Origin of the sequence: Aeromonas sp. s5 (assembly GCF_040907865.1) — a bacterium.
Classification (GTDB): Bacteria; Pseudomonadota; Gammaproteobacteria; order Enterobacterales; family Aeromonadaceae; genus Aeromonas; species Aeromonas dhakensis.
In genome coordinates, this window is sequence record NZ_JBFOCO010000016.1 from 63,718 (window position 1) to 80,825 (window position 17,108).

At 60.9% G+C, this 17,108-nt stretch carries 12 protein-coding genes; 8 read left to right on the plus strand and 4 right to left on the minus strand.

Annotated elements, in window-relative coordinates; translation table 11 throughout:
* Positions 1-201: 201 nt before the first annotated feature.
* The 6 genes from AB5Y94_RS10640 to AB5Y94_RS10665 all read left to right on the plus strand — a co-directional run bounded on the left by AB5Y94_RS10640 (position 202) and on the right by AB5Y94_RS10665 (position 10,360).
* A complete protein-coding gene (locus AB5Y94_RS10640; RefSeq protein WP_010635910.1) occupies positions 202-861 on the plus strand; it encodes a LuxR C-terminal-related transcriptional regulator in 660 nt (219 codons plus the stop codon).
* Positions 862-956: 95 nt separating this feature from the next.
* Positions 957-3,785, plus strand: a complete 2,829-nt coding sequence (gene uvrA / locus AB5Y94_RS10645; protein ID WP_368205478.1) for an excinuclease ABC subunit UvrA — start codon at positions 957-959, stop codon at positions 3,783-3,785.
* 141 nt (positions 3,786-3,926) lie between these two features.
* A complete protein-coding gene (locus AB5Y94_RS10650; RefSeq protein WP_368205479.1) occupies positions 3,927-5,612 on the plus strand; it encodes a diguanylate cyclase in 1,686 nt (561 codons plus the stop codon).
* A 447-nt stretch (positions 5,613-6,059) separates the two neighbouring features.
* Positions 6,060-6,671, plus strand: coding sequence for an OmpW family outer membrane protein (locus tag AB5Y94_RS10655; protein WP_005306049.1), 612 nt, complete (start codon positions 6,060-6,062; stop codon positions 6,669-6,671).
* Positions 6,672-6,890: 219 nt separating this feature from the next.
* On the plus strand, positions 6,891-8,870 hold the full coding sequence (locus tag AB5Y94_RS10660) for a methyl-accepting chemotaxis protein (RefSeq protein WP_005306046.1): 1,980 nt from the start codon (positions 6,891-6,893) through the stop codon (positions 8,868-8,870).
* An 8-nt stretch (positions 8,871-8,878) separates the two neighbouring features.
* Positions 8,879-10,360, plus strand: a complete 1,482-nt coding sequence (locus tag AB5Y94_RS10665; protein WP_005306042.1) for an ABC transporter substrate-binding protein — start codon at positions 8,879-8,881, stop codon at positions 10,358-10,360.
* Between the two features lie 63 nt (positions 10,361-10,423).
* Here AB5Y94_RS10665 and AB5Y94_RS10670 read toward each other — a convergent pair whose 3' ends face one another.
* A complete protein-coding gene (locus AB5Y94_RS10670; protein WP_368205480.1) occupies positions 10,424-11,215 on the minus strand; it encodes a GNAT family N-acetyltransferase in 792 nt (263 codons plus the stop codon).
* A gap of 328 nt (positions 11,216-11,543) precedes the next feature.
* On the opposite strand from AB5Y94_RS10670, the gene metF reads away from it, so the two are divergent.
* Positions 11,544-12,440: a methylenetetrahydrofolate reductase gene (metF, locus tag AB5Y94_RS10675; protein ID WP_005306036.1), complete on the plus strand. Its 897-nt coding sequence runs from the start codon at positions 11,544-11,546 to the stop codon at positions 12,438-12,440.
* A gap of 62 nt (positions 12,441-12,502) precedes the next feature.
* Here the strand turns inward: metF and AB5Y94_RS10680 are convergent, their stop codons facing one another.
* On the minus strand, positions 12,503-13,567 hold the full coding sequence (locus AB5Y94_RS10680; protein ID WP_005306028.1) for a DUF3103 family protein: 1,065 nt from the start codon (positions 13,565-13,567) through the stop codon (positions 12,503-12,505).
* A 150-nt stretch (positions 13,568-13,717) separates the two neighbouring features.
* Positions 13,718-14,869: a benzoate/H(+) symporter BenE family transporter gene (locus AB5Y94_RS10685; RefSeq protein WP_042006060.1), complete on the minus strand. Its 1,152-nt coding sequence runs from the start codon at positions 14,867-14,869 to the stop codon at positions 13,718-13,720.
* Between the two features lie 121 nt (positions 14,870-14,990).
* On the opposite strand from AB5Y94_RS10685, the gene AB5Y94_RS10690 reads away from it, so the two are divergent.
* Positions 14,991-15,560, plus strand: coding sequence for a helix-turn-helix domain-containing protein (locus tag AB5Y94_RS10690; RefSeq protein WP_368205481.1), 570 nt, complete (start codon positions 14,991-14,993; stop codon positions 15,558-15,560).
* Positions 15,561-15,570: 10 nt separating this feature from the next.
* On the opposite strand, the gene AB5Y94_RS10695 is transcribed toward AB5Y94_RS10690, so the two are convergent.
* Complete coding sequence (locus AB5Y94_RS10695) at positions 15,571-16,767, minus strand: NnrS family protein (RefSeq protein WP_368205482.1); 1,197 nt, start codon at positions 16,765-16,767, stop codon at positions 15,571-15,573.
* Between the last annotated feature and the right edge of the window lie 341 nt (positions 16,768-17,108).

Sequence of the window (17,108 nt, forward strand, 5' to 3'; positions counted from 1 at the left end):
AGTGAATTCGATGACGCTGCGACAGCCTCTGTCTGCCAAGGTGCCAGTATTCCACCCAAATGGGGGGGATCTGCTAGTTATTTGTATTGCTTGGAAAATTGGTGAGTTTCAAAGGAGGCGCATCACCGTCTAATACTTTTTTAATGCTGCACCCCACGGGGGGCTTGGTACTCTCTGCTGCCGAAAAAAACCATGGCCGCAATGTTCAAGGACCAGCCTTTCATGAGCACCCCATATCCCATCGTACTGGTAACCGAAAACAATGTGCAGGCAACCAGCTTCCAGAGCTATCTGGCGGAGCAGCTGGCACTGCCCATTGTGCTGGTAAGCACCCTGGAGGAGCTGCCGCAACCGGACGAGCTCGAGCCTCGTCCGCTGTTTCTGGTCGATCTGGACTACCTCAAGTCGAGTCAGCAGGCAGGATGGCCGCGGGAGATCTCCAGCCGCTTCGGGGAGGCCAATACGGTGCTGCTCAATGCCCCGACCAGCACCGATCGGGAATTGCTGCTGATGTGGCCCCATACCAGCGGACTCTTCTTCTGCCAGGATCCGCTGGATCGGCTGGTGCTCGGCATTCGCAAGGTGCTGGAGGGGGAGTACTGGATCCCGCGCCACCTGCTGTGCGATCTGGTCAACTACTACCGCAAGGGTGGGGAACATCACCTGCGCAACCAGACGCTGCTGACCGTGCGCGAGCAGGAGATCATCCGCTATCTGATGACGGGCGCCTCCAATACCGAGATCGCCGACAGCCTGTTCGTGAGCGAGCATACCATCAAGTCCCACCTCTATAACGTCTTCAAGAAATTGAACGTGAAGAACCGCTTGCAGGCGGTGAGCTGGGCCAAGGAATATCTCTGAAATCGATGGGGATGATGGATAAAACCTGTCTATTCATCCAGTAGTCTCTATGCCATACTGACTCGCTCAGGTTTCCGTATCGAGCGTGCAACAAGATGGAAAAGATCGTGGTCCGGGGTGCTCGCACCCACAACCTCAAGAACATCAATCTGACCCTGCCCCGCGACAAGCTGATCGTGGTCACCGGCCTCTCCGGTTCGGGCAAATCCTCTCTGGCGTTCGATACCCTCTATGCCGAGGGGCAGCGCCGCTATGTGGAGTCGCTCTCCGCCTATGCCCGCCAGTTCCTCTCCCTGATGGAGAAACCGGACGTCGACCATATCGAGGGGCTTTCGCCCGCCATCTCCATCGAGCAGAAGTCCACCTCCCACAACCCGCGCTCGACCGTCGGCACCATCACCGAAATCTACGACTACCTGCGTCTGCTGTTTGCCCGGGTCGGTGAGCCGCGCTGCCCGACCCACGCCATTCCGCTCGCCGCCCAGACCATCAGCCAGATGGTGGATCAGGTGCTGGCCCAGCCGGAGGGGAGCAAGCTGATGCTGCTGGCCCCTGTGGTGCGCGATCGCAAGGGGGAACACACCAAGCTGCTGGAAAACCTGGCGGCCCAGGGTTACATCCGTGCCCGCATTGACGGTGAGGTGTGCGACCTGTCTGACCCTCCCGCGCTGGAGCTGCACAAGAAGCACACCATCGAGGTGGTGGTGGATCGCTTCAAGGTGCGCGATGACCTGGCCCTGCGTCTGGCCGAGTCGTTCGAGACGGCGCTGACCCTCTCCGGCGGCATCGTGCTGGTGGTGCCCATGGACGGCGAGGAGGGGGTCGCCCCCATGACCTTCTCCGCCAACTTCGCCTGCCCGGAGTGCGGCTACTCCATGTCGGAGCTGGAGCCGCGCATCTTCTCCTTCAACAACCCGGCCGGAGCCTGCCCCACCTGTGACGGCCTCGGGGTGCAGCAATATTTCGATCCGGCCAAGGTGATCGGCGATCCGGCCATCAGCCTGGCCAACGGCGCCATCCGCGGTTGGGACAAGCGCAGCTTCTACTACTTCCAGATGCTCAAATCCCTCTCCGAGCACTACAAGTTCGATCTGGAGACACCCTGGGAGGATCTGCCGGTCAAGACCCAGGAGGTGATCCTGCGTGGTTCCGGTCGCACCGAGATCGAGTTCCGCTACATGAACGATCGCGGCGACGTGGTGGTGCGCAAGCACCCGTTCGAGGGGATCCTGCACAACATGGAGCGCCGCTACCGGGAGACAGAATCCAACTCGGTGCGCGAAGAGCTGGCCAAATACATCGCCAACAAATCTTGCACCAGCTGCGGTGGCAGCCGGCTGCGGGAAGAGGCTCGCCACGTCTTCGTCGACAACCGCAATCTGCCGGCCATCGCCGAGCAGTCCATCGGCGATGCGCTGGCCTTCTTCGAAGGGTTGAATTTGACCGGCCAGCGTGCCCAGATTGCCGAGAAGATCCTCAAAGAGATCGTCGAGCGGCTCGGCTTCCTGGTGAATGTGGGTCTCAACTACCTGAGCCTGTCCCGCAGTGCCGAGACTCTCTCCGGCGGCGAGGCGCAGCGGATCCGGCTGGCCAGCCAGATCGGGGCCGGTCTGGTGGGGGTCATGTATGTGCTGGACGAGCCCTCCATCGGTCTGCACCAGCGGGACAACGAGCGGTTGCTCAAGACCCTGACCCACCTGCGGGATCTCGGCAACACCGTGATCGTGGTGGAGCACGACGAGGACGCCATTCGCCTCGCCGACCACGTGCTCGACATCGGCCCGGGGGCGGGGGTGCACGGCGGGGCCATCGTCGCCCAGGGGACGCCGGAAGAGATCATTGCGAACCCCGAATCCCTGACCGGTGACTACCTCTCCGGCCGCAAGCAGATCGCCATCCCGGCCGAGCGCACCCCGCTCACCGGCAAGTGGTTGAAATTGAAGGGGGCGAGCGGCAACAACCTGCGCAACGTCAACCTGGACCTGCCCATCGGGGTGATGACCTGCGTCACCGGCGTCTCCGGCTCCGGCAAGTCGACCCTGATCAATGACACCCTGTTCCGTATCGCCCACCGCGAGCTGAACAAGGCGACCGAGTCCACCCCGGCACCCTATCGCAGCGTCGAGGGGCTGGAGCACCTGGACAAGGTGGTGGACATCGATCAGAGCCCCATCGGCCGTACCCCGCGCTCCAACCCGGCCACCTACACCGGCCTGTTCACCCCGATCCGCGAGCTGCTCTCCGGCACCCAGGAGGCGCGCTCGCGCGGCTACCAGCCGGGCCGCTTCTCTTTCAACGTGAAAGGGGGCCGCTGCGAGGCGTGTCAGGGGGATGGGGTCATCAAGGTGGAGATGCACTTCCTGCCGGACGTCTACGTGCCGTGCGACGTCTGCAAGGGCAAGCGCTACAACCGCGAGACGCTGGAGGTGAAGTACAAGGGCAAGAACATCCACGAGATCCTCGAGATGACGGTGGAAGATGCCCGCGCCTTCTTCGATCCGGTACCGGCGGTGGCGCGCAAGCTGCAGACCCTGATGGACGTGGGCCTCTCCTATATCCGCCTCGGTCAGTCAGCCACCACACTCTCTGGCGGCGAGGCGCAGCGGGTCAAGCTGGCGCGGGAGCTCTCCAAGCGGGATACCGGGCAGACCCTCTACATCCTGGACGAGCCCACCACAGGGCTGCACTTCCACGACATCCAGCAGCTGCTCAAGGTACTGCACCAGCTGCGGGATCGCGGCAACACCATCGTCATCATCGAGCACAACCTGGACGTCATCAAAACCGCCGACTGGATCGTCGACCTAGGGCCTGAGGGGGGTGCCGGTGGTGGCCGCATTTTGGTAACGGGGACGCCGGAACAGATCAGTCGTTGCGAGGATTCTCATACGGCCCGCTTCCTGGCACCTCTGCTGGCCAGATAAAGCGTTCAATAATTGTGACAAGGGGCCCTGGGCCCCTTGTTTTTATTGTGGTAATTCAGTGACCTCTCGGCGGGCCTATCCTCCATACTTGGGGCAAGACCCTTCCCGCTTCGCATTGCCATTCAAAGGATATTGGCGCCCATGGCTCAACCGTCCCGCTCCATCGACCATCTGCTGGCCTACTCCATGTTTCCGGTCTGGGCCGGAGCCATCCTGATGCTGCTCATCGTGATCGCACTGGCCCAGGTGCCGGCGGCGCAGCGGGTCGAGGAGCGACGGATGGAGGAGCACCTGCAGCGGGTGATCAGGGCGGTGCAGAACGACATCGGCGCCATGAATGCTTTTACCCGGGACTGGGGGATCTGGGATCAGAGCTACCATTTTCTGGCCCACCCCAACCAGGCCTACATCAACTCCAATCTACTGGTCGACACCCCGATGCGGGACTTTGAACTCAACGTGTTGAGTTACATGGATTTGCAGGGCTCGGAGGTCTGGACCCGCACCCTGTTGCCAGATGCGCCGGACACGGATACCACCCTGTTGCCCTCCTTTCTGGACGATCTCAAGCTGCAGCTGCTGCGCGAGTCACGGCAGGCGGGCATCAGCAGCCTGAGTGGCGTCAGGCGCTCCCAGTGGGGACCGCTCATCTTTTCGCTGCAGCCGGTGACCGATACCCTCGGCAGCGTCAAACCCAACGGCTATCTGCTGGCGACTCGCTGGCTGGACAAGCGCTATCTGCAGGATCTGGGGGAACGGACCGCGCTCACGCTGACCATAGCCCAGCCAAGAACGCGCGAGCATCTGGGCTCCTTCAAGCCGCTTGGGCCGCACATGAGCTACCGGCTGGTCGATCTCGGGTTGCAGCAGGTCAGAGGGGAGGGGTTGCTGCTCGACAACGACGGCGAGCCTGTATTGACCCTGATCGTGGACGAGGAGCGGGACGTGTTGCTGGGGGCGATGGAGGGGGCGATCTGGACCTTCATCGGCATGCTGCTGATAAGCTTCGCCTGCATTCTGATGGCACTGGCCCGGTTGCGGGCCATCGTGCTGGGGCCGATTGGCGAGCTGGTGGGGGCGCTGCACCAGTTTACCGAAAAGCAGGACGCGAGCGTGCTGCCCATCATCGACAGCAGCCAGGAGATGGCGCTGCTCAGCCGCAAATTCCGCGAGATGGCGGCCAGGATCAGCCTGCACCACAGTGCCCTGCAGGCCCACTCCTCCCGCATGGAGGTCGCCGCCTATACGGATCCACTGACTCATGCCTTCAACCGCCGTTATCTCGATGAGTGGTTGCTGAACCGCCAGGATCCGGCGGCAGGCTGGGTGCTGGTGATCCTGGATCTGGATCACTTCAAACGGGTCAACGATCGCTTCGGCCATGACATCGGCGATCTGCTGTTATGTCAGCTGGCCGAACTGCTGCGAGGGGCGCTGGATGAGGAGGAGCCGCTGATCCGGCTGGGTGGCGAGGAGTTCATGCTGTTGCTGGTCAGAGAGGAGCCAGGACAAGTGGCGGAACGGATCGAGCGCCTGCGCCGCAAGATCGCCGACTGCCGTTTCGGACGGGAGGAGCTGCCGCTGCGCATGACCGTCTCGCTGGGATTCTGCGATTATCCTCTGCATGCGGAGCTGGAGGACTCTTTCTGGAGTCTGAGTTTCAAGCTGGCGGACATGGCCCTGTACCGGGCGAAACAGGAGGGCCGGGATCGCTGGCGTGGATACAGCGGCGAGCTGGGGCGGGCACAGTGGAGGTTGAGCCCGGAGCAGCTGGCGGAAGGGGAGTGGCTGTTGTGCCAGGCCTCCCACGCCAACCAACCGGTCTAATGGGTCAGGATCAGCAAGGCCATGCCGAGCACGAAACCCAGCAAAATAAACAGAAAAGAGCCAATGCCCCAGATGGCTGCCAATATGGCTACTATTTTGTCCCTTCTGGTTTGTGGTTTCATAAAGAATTACTTACAGCCCGGCTACATGGCCCGCAAAAATACTCTTGTTGGACGAGTGAAACAACCGTTTTCAGTCGTTTTTATCCGCAATAAGATATATGGAAATTATTTCTTATTGTTGTTGGTAAGGCGGAGAATCTATCCATTTCATTGTTTTTATTTGATATTTTTGATGTTTTTCTCGATGCTCAGCATGGTTGGAAGCTGCTGTACACATCTATCTATTTCTTGGTAACGTTTGAGCTAAATCAATAACTCGGCATTCACATCCCTTTATAGTTTTCGGGCTTGCAACATATAAAACGAAAACTAAAAGGAATACGTGATGAAAAAGATCCTTCCTCTGATGATCGCAGCAGCGCTTGCGTCCCCCGTCGCCATGGCTCACCAGGCCGGCGATTTTCTGGTGCGTGGCGGCCTGGCTTTCGTTTCTCCGCAAACGAGCAGTGACAACGTGCTGGGTACCGGCGAGCTGGAAATCGACAGCAATATGCAGCTGGGTCTGACGCTCTCTTATCTGATCACCGACAACTGGGGTGTCGAGCTGTTGGCGGCCACGCCCTTCTCCCACTCAGTCTCCACCGCCGGTCTGGGCGAAGTGGCCAAGGTCAAGCACCTGCCGCCGACCCTGATGGCGCAGTACTACTTCGGTGATGCCAACAGCAAGGTTCGTCCCTATATCGGTGCCGGTATCAACTACACCACCTTCTTCGACGAGCAGGGCCGCGGTGCGCTGGATGGTACCGACGTGAGCGTTGACTCCTCCTGGGGCATGGCTGGTCAGGTCGGTCTGGACATGGCGATCAATGACCGCTGGTTCGTCAACGCTTCCGCCTGGATCATCGATATTGATACCGATGTGCACACCGCCGTCGGGACCATCAATACCTCCATCGATCCCATGGCCTTCATGTTTGGTGTCGGCTATCGCTTCTGATAGGACACAGGGTTGGCCTCCCCACGGGCCATTACAGCTAGCATGTCTCTTTGGCCCGGCACAGCCCGGGCCCTTTTACGGTCAGGCCACTCCCCGCCAACTGTGATCCAACCCCATATAGATCAATAAAATACCCTCTGTCTCCCCTCTATAATTCGCCCCTTGTGCCGATAGTGTCTATGTTCACGTTACCTTTCCCCCACGAGTGAGGATGTCTCCATGGGTTTATCTATTGTGCAGCGGATCATCGCCGGATTTGTGTTGATGCTGCTGCTGTTGATCCTGCTGGGTGTGATCAGCACCCTGAAGATCAGGGGCATCAACGACGGTTTGTCGCAGGTCTCCGACCGGGCAACCCCCCTGGTGATTGCGGTGGCCGGTCTGAAGGGCGCCTTGCAGGACAGTAACCGCTGGGTGCTGGTCTACCGGACCAATGAGGATGGCAGTCAGTTACCGCAGCTGGCCAGTCAGTTCAAGGAGCAGCAGGCGCGTTTCAGTCAGCTGAGCCAGGAGATGGACAAGTTCAGCGGAGTGGCCGAGGCCGGTTCCCGCTTCCAGCAGGTCGATACCGCCACCAAACAGTTCTACGGCCTGGCCGAACAGGTGCTCTCCCAGCACAGCCAATGGGTCAATGCCCAGGATCAGCGCCACAAGCTGGAGATTGCCTTCATCCGGCTGGAGGACACCTACCAATGGGCGGCCGATCTGCTGTTGCAGCAGACGGCCAGCAAGCGCTCCATGCGCAACAAGGCGGAGCTCATTACCTCGGGCATCGCGCGCGACCTGAAGAACATTCGCCGGGCCGATGCCAAGACCGACCTCAACGAACTGGAGAAGGTGCTGAGCAAGGACATCGAGATGGCGCGCAAGCGGCTCGATCGGGTGCTGGTGCCGGATGACGTGAAGCAGCGCTTCGTCTCCAACCTCGACCGGATGCAGGAGCTGGCGCTCGGCCCGCAGGGGCTGCTCGCCACCATGCGCAATGCCCAGCAGCTGGCTGCCTCGTTGCAGACTCTCAATCAGCAGCTCGATGCCAGCCTGATCAACAGCCTGGGGCTGCTCGACGAGATGGGACAGTCGGCCGGCTCCATCGCCAGCCAGAGCCGCACCACGGCGGATGATGCGGTCAGCAGTGCCAGCTTCTGGATCCTGATCGTGGCCGCCATCTCGGCTGCCGCCGCCCTCATCATCGGCTATACCACGGCGCGCAGCATTCAGCGCCCGCTGCAGATGATCAACAAGGAGCTGGATTACATGGCGGCCGGGGACATGACCCGCCGCATCAATTACCGCAGCAGCTGCGAATTCGGCGCCCTGGCCCGTTCCATCGACGTGCTGGCCGGCAAAACCGGCGAACTGCTCTCCCAGATCAATGCCGGCTCCCGTCATCTGGTGGAGGAGGCGAGCCGCGCCGCCGAGATAAGCGAAAGGGCAGTATCCCGGGTGCAGGATCAGAAGAGCCAGACCGATCAGGTGGCTGCCGCCATCACCGAGCTGGAGGTGAGCGCCACCGAGGTGGCCCGTTCCACCGACGGCACCAAGCGGGAAGTAGATCTGGCGGATGACGAAGCCAGAACCGGCCGTCAGAAGGTTGCAACAACCCGTCGCATCACGGAACAACTGGCCGGAGCCATGGAGGAGGCCGTCGGTATCACCTACAAGCTGGGCGAGTTCAGCGACAACATCGGCAGCATTCTCGACGTGATCCGCAGCATCGCCGAACAGACCAATCTGCTGGCGCTGAACGCGGCCATCGAGGCGGCGCGGGCCGGTGATGCCGGCCGCGGCTTCGCCGTGGTGGCTGACGAGGTGCGGGCGCTGGCCAACCGGACCCAGACGTCGACCGAAGAGATCCAGGCGATGATCGAAAACCTGCAGAGCTCGAGCAAGCTGGTGGTGGAGGTGATGGGACGCAGCCAGGAGCAGACTCACAGCTGTGTCGAACAGACCCGGGAGATGGATGCGGCCCTGCAGTCCATCGCCGACCGGATGAGCGCTATCAAGGCGATGGCGGATCAGGTGGCGCACGCGGCTCAGGAGCAGATCTCGGTCAGCCAGGGGGTGGCACGCCATATCTCCGGCATCGCCGAGGTGGCCTACGAGACCGAGCGGGAGGCACGGGAGTCGGCCAGCAGCAGCGAGGTGCTGGCAGATCTGGTGGCCAAGCAGCAGCAATTGATCGCACATTTCAAGGTTTAGGAGGGCTTATGTCTAACAAGTGGATCGGGGCCCTGAGTCTCCTGTTGTGTGGTCAGCTGATGGCCAGCGAGCTGGTGATCGAGAGCTGGCGGATAGATGACAAGGCCTTGTGGGAACAGAAGATCATCCCTGCCTTCGAGGCCTCCCACCCGGGCATCCAGGTGAAGTTCAACGGGGTGCAGAACGTCGACTACATGCCGACCCTGTGGGCCAGCCTGAAAGAGGGCAAGGCGGGGGATCTCATCACCTGCCGGCCATTCGACGACTCCCTGGCCCTGTTCAAGGCGGGCCATCTGGCGGAGCTGACCGAGATGTCGGGGATGGAGAACTTCCCGAGTTTTGCCCAGTCTCCCTGGCAGACCGACTCCGGCGCCCAGACTTTCTGCGTGCCCATGGCCTCGGTGATTCATGGCTTCTTCTACAACAAGAAGATTTTCAGCGAGCTGGGGCTGAGCGTGCCGCAGACCCGGGATGCCTTCTTCGCTGCGCTGGACAAGGTGAAGGCCGATGGCCGCTACGTGCCGCTCGCCATGAGTGGCTCGGAAAGCTGGGTATCCTCCGAGCTCGGCTTCCAGAACATAGGCCCCAACTACTGGAAGGGGGAGGATGGCAGGCTGGCCTTGATCGGCGGGCAGGAGCGTTTTGACAACCCGCCCTACATCAAGGTGTTCGAGGAGCTGGCGCGCTGGCGACCCTACCTCGGCGAAGGCGGTGAGAGCCGTGACTATGCCGCGACCAACGAGCTGTTTACCTCGGGCAAGGCCGCCTTCTACGTGGCGGGTTCCTGGGAGATCGCCCCCTTCACCGGCAAGGTGGACTTTGGCGTGATGCGCCCGCCCGTGGCAAAACAGGGCGATGGCTGCTTCTTTACCGATCACACCGACATCGGGATGGGCATGAACCCGGCCAGCAAAAACAAGGAGGCGGCCATGGCCTTCCTGCAGTGGCTGACCACGCCCCAGTTCGCCGAGCTCTATACCAACTCGTTGCCCGGTTTCTTCTCCCTCTCCAACCACTTCTTCGAGGTCACCAACCCGGCGGCGAAGGAGATGATGGAGTGGCGGGATCAGTGCGACTCCACCATCCGGGTGGCCACCCAGATCCTCTCCCGTGGTACGCCCAAGCTGGGTGACGAGCTGGCCGAAGTGAGTCAGGCCGTGCTGCTCGGCAAGATGGAGCCCAAGGCGGCAGCCGATCGGCTGGAGCAGGGCCTGAAGGGCTGGTATCCGCCCCATCAGGGCAACAAGGTGAAAGGGGCTGATTGCCAGTGTGACGCTCCTGCCGCCGTGCCTGCAGTGTCGGCCGCAGCGGCGACCACCGAGCCTGCTGCTGCACCTGCCGCGACGCCGGCGGTGACAAATACACCAGCCGCCCCGGCGCCGTCAGCAACGCCTGCCACAGCGGCATCTGCGGCGGCAGCCCCGCTACCGGCGCCGTCGGCGGAGGTGGAGCAGGCGCTCTCCAACGAGCTGGAAACGCCGCAGCAATAGCTGCCGGCAGATATACAACGGGAGGCTGTCGCCTCCCGTTTTCTTTGCTGCCTGTGCTCTGATTTATTGCTCCGTACGGTGCCAGCGGCAGAGACTGCCAATGCGGGCCACCGGGGCAAAGCCGAGCGAGCGATAGACCCGCTGGGCATGATAATGCTCGTCGGCTACTATGATGAGCCGGTCGACCCGCGTCAGCCCGTGCCGGGCAACCTGGCTCAGCAGCTGGCGGCACAACCCCTGATTGCGCCATGCCTGCCGGGTGCGCACCAGCTGGAAGCGACCCAGGGTGTCGGTGAAGAAGAGACCACAACTGGCGACCAGCTGCTCCTGCTGCCAGATCCCCCACCACTGACCCAGCCCGTCCCCGATCATCGCCTCATACAACTGGCGGCGTGACTGCAGATAGGGCAGGTAGCTCTGCTCCGAATGGCCGGGATCCCGCTCTTCCAGTTCAAAGGCCAGCCACTCGTCCCAGTCGGCAGGAGTAAAGGGGCGCGCAGCCACCGTCGCGGCTGGCGGTTGCCAGTCGGTGGCCTCCAGTGCCAGCACCACGCATTCCATGTACTGGTATCCCGCCGCCACGAAGCCGGCGACCCGGCTGTTCTGACCGGCCGCGAGAGGCCACTGGAAGGTGCGATGTCTGACCCGGGGATCCTGCCCGATCAGCTTGTCGAAACTGGCCTCAAGCCAGCCCTTGTCGTGATCGCTGGGGGGAAAGGGGAGCAGCAGATAGTTGCCAAAGTAGTAATCGGGAGCATCGGGAGTGCGCACGGCCCAGAACTGCTCATGGTCGACCACGTTGCCCTGATAGCGATCGAACAGCAAGTCGGTGGCAAAGCCGGGGTGTGTGTCCATGATGATGCTCCTGCGAATGGTTCAATTGGTTATCGGCAGGAAGGGGAAGAGGTTGAAAAGGGGCCGGAGAAACCTCCGGCCAAACAATCACACGCAGATTCAGAACGTCCAGGACGATCTGCGTTCATCATAACGCGACTCGCCGGATTTTGGGATGGGGTGCCAATCGTTACTTTGGCTTTATTGCCAAATAAAAATCGGCGGCCTTCATCTCGCTGTAAAACAGTGTTGACTTTGTGTCATTTTCTCATAAAGATAGAAAGACGTTTAGACGTCCAAACATCCGTTTTGACGTAGAGAAATGGATTGCAGGGCAGGGAGAGAGCAGATGGGATTTCACAGCGCACGTCAGGTTGAGGCACTCAACCAGAGTCTGGCAGATTTGAGTGGCGACATTTCGGTCAGTTTCGAGTTTTTTCCGCCCAACAGCGAAGGGATGGAAAATACCCTGTGGCAATCCATCGAGCGATTGAAGGTGCTGGAGCCCAAGTTCGTGTCGGTGACCTATGGTGCCAACTCGGGCACCCGGGATCGCACGCACAAGGTGATCAAGGACATCAAGGAGCGGACCGGTCTGATCGCCGCCCCGCACCTGACCTGTATTGACGCCAGCCGCGACGAGCTGCGCACCATTGCTCGCGACTACTGGAACAGCGGTATCCGCCATATCGTGGCGCTGCGCGGCGACCTGCCCCAGGGGCTGGAAAAGCCGGAGATGTATGCCACCGACCTGGTAGCCCTGCTCAAGGCCGAAGCGGACTTCGATATTTCAGTGGCCGCCTATCCGGAAGGTCACCCGGAAGCGCGCAGTGCGCAGTCGGATCTGCTCAACCTCAAGCGCAAGATCGATGCCGGTGCCAACCGCGCCATTACCCAGTTCTTCTTTGACGTCGAGACCTACTTGCGTTTTCGGGATCGCTGCGCCGCCATCGGCATCGATGCCGAAATCGTGCCGGGGATCCTGCCGGTCTCCAACTACCAGACCCTGGCCAAGTTTGCCGGTTTCACCAACGTGAAGATCCCGCGCTGGATGCATCAGCGTTTCGAAGGGCTGGATGACGATCAGATGACCCGCAACATGGTGGGGGCCAGCATCGCCATCGATCAGGTACGGGTGCTGAGTCAGGAGGGGGTGAAGGATTTCCACTTCTATACCCTGAACCGCTCCGAGCTGACCTACGCCATCTGCCATACCCTGGGGGTGAGGCCGAAAGGCCAGCCGTAACGGATCGCGGGTACAAAAAAAGCCAATGAGCTGCTCATTGGCTTTTTTGCTATGGCGACCAATCAGGGTCTGGTGGGGGCGATCTCTTTGGGTTCGAGATCGATCACCGCATTGCCGGCGGCGCCGGGGTACTGGTGATAGCTCTGGTCCTGCTCCAGGGTGTAGAAGGTATCCAGATAGTCATCGTTGTTGGTCATCCAGGAGTCGGGCAGCGCCTTGACGATGCGGCCACCGAGATCGAGGAAGGGCAGTGCCTCGGGCACGCCGCCAGCGGTGAAGGCCAGCTTGAGGGCATCGATGAACAGGCCGCTCAGCTCCTTGTAGTTGACGTTGTCGTCCTGCTCCATCATGACGATGTCGACGGCACCCCAGCGATAGCGATCCCAGTAAACCAGGATCTGGTTGGGGGTGTAGTCGGTGTTGTCATAGTCGAGATAGGGCATGTCGACGATGTCGACCACGGGCTCATCCCGGCTGGGATTGACCCCTGCGACCACCGCATACACTTCGGCCGCACCCAGCAGCCAGGGCTCCTGATCATCCTTCAACCGAATTTTCTTCAGGATGCTGGTCTTGAGCGGCGCCGTGCTGGCAGCCGCACGGGGAGCCACCTGCATGTCGGCGGCAGCCAGCGCCTTGCGGATCACCTTGAGGCCAGCGTTCTTGGCCTTGACGGGATCAGCTTCCACGACCAGGACCGGACGGGCCGGTGCCTTGTCCACATCCAGATAGACGGGGTTGCCGGCGCTGTCGAAGGCTTCGATGGCGCTCCAGCTCTTCTCATCTCCGCTCGGTACATAGGCGACCAGCGGCTCGACACCCTGCTGCAGCGCGGCGGCCTGTTCCGGGTTGGCCAGTCGCAGCTGCATCAGCTCCTTGACCTCACCGTCCAGCCCTTGCCGGCTAATGGCCGCCTGGTTGGCATCCCGAGCCTGGCGTTTCAGGCGCGGACTGGCCTTTTGCAACAGGTTGGGCAGCGGGCTCTGGTACTCCTGATTGCTCAGCAGCGGCAGCAGGTTCTTCTGCTGCAGCGCGAGCTGGCGGGCCAGCTCCCGATCGGTGTCGGCAGCCTGGGCGGTGGTGGCGCCCAGCAGTGCCAGTAACAAAATGACAGCCTGATTCCTCATTATTATTCTCCAGTTTATGAGTCTGACATGAGGCACGCATCGGGGAAGAAGAAGTGCCTCGCCACCACTTAATGGCAATTAGTTTCAGCTGTGAACCAAATTCTCTGAATTATGTGCGGTGTCTCACGGGGGGCTCCCCAGATGGTCAGGTCAGTTTCTCCGCTGGTTGACTTGATGCAGGATGATGCCGACGAGCAATCCCCAGCAGGCGGCGCCGATGCCGAGCAGGCTGATGCCGGAGGCGGTGATGATGAAGGTCAGCAGGGCGGCCTCACGGGCATCGTCGTGTTGCAATGCGGTGTGCAGGCTGCTGCCGATGGTGCCGAGCAGCGCCAGACCGGCGACACAGGTCACCAGCGTGGCCGGGAAGGCCGTGAAAAGGGCTGCCACCGTGGCCCCGAAACAGCCGGTCAGCAGATAGAAGCCGCCGGCCCACACCGCAGCGGGCCAGCGCCGGTTGGCGTCCGGATCCACCTCTTTCCCCATGCAGATGGCCGCCGTGATGGCCGCCAGGTTGAAGGCGTAGCCACCGAAGGGGGCCAGCAGCAGGCCGGTCAGGCCGGTCCAGGTGATAAGAGAGGAGGTGGCGGGTTGATAGCCGTGGGCCCGCAAAATGGTAATGCCGGGCATGTTCTGGGAGGTCATGGTGACGATGAACAGCGGCAGGGCAATGCCGAACAGGGCATCAAAAGAGAACGCTGGCCAGACCATGACCGGGCGGGCCAGTTGCCAGTGAATGGCGTCAAGCTGCAGCTCCCCTCGCAACAGACAGATGAGGATCCCGACTGTCAGCACCAGCACCATGGTATAGCGTGGCCAGAGATGGCGGCCGAGCAGGAATGCCAGCAACAGGCTGCCGAGCAGCAAGGGATCTGCCGGGGCGACCTTGAACAGATCCAGTCCGAACTTGAGCAGCACTCCGGCCAGCATGGCCGCCGCCAGCTGAGCCGGGATATGGCGCATCAGCCGGTCGAACCAGCCGCTGATGCCGCACAGGGTGATCAATAGAGAAGAGATAACGAAGGCGCCGACGGCCTCGGCCAGGGTGAAGTTGCCTAGGCTGGTGATGAGCAGGGCGGCTCCCGGGGTCGACCAGGCGGTCAAGACAGGGATGCGGTAATAGAGGGAGAGGCCGATGCAGCTGATACCCATGCCGATGCCCAGCGTCCATAGCCAGGAGGCGAGCTGGGCAGCATCGGCCCCCGCTGCCGTGGCTGCCTGAATGATCAGGATGACCGAACTGGTGTAGCCGACCATCACGGCAATGAAGCCGGCGACCAGGTGGGGAAGGGCAAAGGGCATGGTAACGTCCTTGTGGGGTTGTGACGGCTTGTGCGTTATTGCGTACAATGTTGTTTCAGACTATATCTCTGTGCGCTATAGCGCACAAGGCGATTCAAGCAAGCGCAACAAAGAGGCAGTCATGCAAGAGATGAATCAGCATCTGGCCCAACGTCTGAAGGACTTGCGTAGCGAACTGGGCTGGAGCCTGGATGTGGCGGCGAGGGAGACCGGAGTGAGCAAGGCCATGCTGGGCCAGATTGAGCGGGGGGAGTCGAGCCCGACGGTGGCCACTCTGTGGAAGATTGCCACCGGCTTTCGAGTCTCTTTCTCCAGCTTTATCGAGCCGGCTCCCACGGCGCAGGACGATGTGCTTTATCGCACCGCCGATGCCATTCGCCAGCAACCGGCGGGAGAAGGCATGCAGGTCGCTCCCCTCTTCCCTTATGAGGGGCGTTTTGGTTTCGAATTGTTTGAGCTGACTCTGTTGCCCGGCTATCAACGAGAGTCAGAACCCCATGAACCCGGGGTGACCGAACATGTCATCGTCATCAGCGGCCAGATGGAAGTGCTGGTGGAAGGGGAGTGGCGCTCTTTGACGCAGGGGGAGGCGGTGCGTTTCGCGGCCGACCGCCCCCATGGCTATCGAAATCAGGGGGTGGCCCCTGCCATCTTCCACAATCTGATCCACTATCCGGCCAGCAGATCTTGACCCTCACGGGTCAGCCAGGACGCCCATCTGCCCGGGGGCTGGTCAGTATGGAGGTATAGACCCAGACAAACAGAGCATATGCCAGGCTCCAGGCCAGGCCGCTCAGGTTCCAGCCGTACAGGGTATAGACAGGCCAAAGCAGCGGGATCAGCACCCGGAGCAGGGCGGCCATGATGACCAGCACGAACGCGCACTGGATCCTGCGCCCCACCTGCAAGGCCCGACCGCTGTGGCCGAGGGAGACCCGCGCTATCATCCCCAGGATCATGGTCCCCATGCAGCCGGCACTGAGCAAGTGGCTGGCCAGCGACAGGCTGATGGGCAGGCCGGCAGCCAGAGCACCAAGGGCGAGCAGACCGAGAGGAATAAACAGGTAGGCGAGGTGCAGCGACCACAAGAGGGGTTGGCCAAGGGTGGACGGCAGTCGCCAACGCAACTGGCGCCACAAGTGCAAAACGGCCGCCACTATATATAGAGGAAGCAAGTAGAGGCTGGTGGCCCATGGGGTAGGCAGCAGCAGCCAGCTCACCAGGGTGAGCCACAGCGTAATAAGGGAAGCCCGCTCCAGCCAGAGAATAGGGACGGCTTTTTCCATCCCGGTGGCTCTGGCGGTAAAGAAGGGAATGACTCGTCCTCCCATTACGGCGATCAGGGTCATGAACAGCAGCACAGTGGTGATAAGCAGATGTTCCATGTCTGCCCACTGTGTCTGACACAGCCAGCTGGCGGCGTTGAGCATGGTCAGAACGACAAGCAGAGGCACAAAGAAGAGGTTGCGCCACTGCCTGGTTACCACTATGGGTTTGGCCAGATACCAGGCGCATAGAGGCAACCAGAGCAGGTCTGCCGCCATTAAGAAGGTATTGTGCTCACCCAGCCAGGGCAGCAAGGCCCTCGGCAATGCCCACAGCACGACGACCAACACCAGGGGCCAGCTCCTGACCCCGGGGTGAGCGGTCCAGTTTTGCACCGCCGTCAGCAGAAATCCCGCGACGATCGCCGCCCCGAAACCAAACAGCATCTCGTGAGCATGCCACCAGATGGGGTTGCCAATCCCCGGCAAAACGAACCAGCCATTGAGTTGCCCCAGCCAGCCCAGCATCGCCAATGCCGAGAACAAGGCGCCAAGCAGAAAGAAGGGCCTAAACCCGAGGCGGAACAGAGGAACGATTTTCTCCTCTTTGCGGCTATCCAGGATCTGATGCATGGCGAGACCTTAATTGAACATTTAAAAAGCCAATTATAAAGTGGCTTTTCAAATGTTCAATTTAAATCCAATGAAAGCCCGAAATGGTGGTGATGAGAGCGAAATAGAACCGCTTTGCTGCATATCTGAGCGAACGAGTTCTTTTGGTGAAAAAGCCCTTGTCATCGCGGCGCGCCTCCCTATAATGCGCCCTCACCAGCACGGCAGAACACGCCAACCTGATGAGCTCGCTTCCTCGTGAAGCCAGCGCCGAAAGAAAAGCGAAAACAAGCGCTTGACTTTCGAAGTGAGGAAGGTATTATACGCCACCTCAGCGCGACAAGCGCCACGCTCTTTAACAA

Excerpts from the sequence above, each read along its gene's own strand:
- metF (WP_005306036.1), top strand. The coding sequence starts at position 11,544 with ATGGGATTTCACAGCGCACGTCAGGTTGAGGCACTCAACCAGAGTCTG.
- AB5Y94_RS10650 (WP_368205479.1), top strand. The coding sequence starts at position 3,927 with ATGGCTCAACCGTCCCGCTCCATCGACCATCTGCTGGCCTACTCCATG.
- AB5Y94_RS10670 (WP_368205480.1), bottom strand. The coding sequence starts at position 11,215 with ATGGACACACACCCCGGCTTTGCCACCGACTTGCTGTTCGATCGCTAT.
- AB5Y94_RS10655 (WP_005306049.1), top strand. The coding sequence starts at position 6,060 with ATGAAAAAGATCCTTCCTCTGATGATCGCAGCAGCGCTTGCGTCCCCC.
- AB5Y94_RS10665 (WP_005306042.1), top strand. The coding sequence starts at position 8,879 with ATGTCTAACAAGTGGATCGGGGCCCTGAGTCTCCTGTTGTGTGGTCAG.
- AB5Y94_RS10660 (WP_005306046.1), top strand. The coding sequence starts at position 6,891 with ATGGGTTTATCTATTGTGCAGCGGATCATCGCCGGATTTGTGTTGATG.
- AB5Y94_RS10685 (WP_042006060.1), bottom strand. The coding sequence starts at position 14,869 with ATGCCCTTTGCCCTTCCCCACCTGGTCGCCGGCTTCATTGCCGTGATG.
- uvrA (WP_368205478.1), top strand. The coding sequence starts at position 957 with ATGGAAAAGATCGTGGTCCGGGGTGCTCGCACCCACAACCTCAAGAAC.
- AB5Y94_RS10690 (WP_368205481.1), top strand. The coding sequence starts at position 14,991 with ATGCAAGAGATGAATCAGCATCTGGCCCAACGTCTGAAGGACTTGCGT.
- AB5Y94_RS10680 (WP_005306028.1), bottom strand. The coding sequence starts at position 13,567 with ATGAGGAATCAGGCTGTCATTTTGTTACTGGCACTGCTGGGCGCCACC.
- AB5Y94_RS10695 (WP_368205482.1), bottom strand. The coding sequence starts at position 16,767 with ATGCATCAGATCCTGGATAGCCGCAAAGAGGAGAAAATCGTTCCTCTG.
- AB5Y94_RS10640 (WP_010635910.1), top strand. The coding sequence starts at position 202 with ATGTTCAAGGACCAGCCTTTCATGAGCACCCCATATCCCATCGTACTG.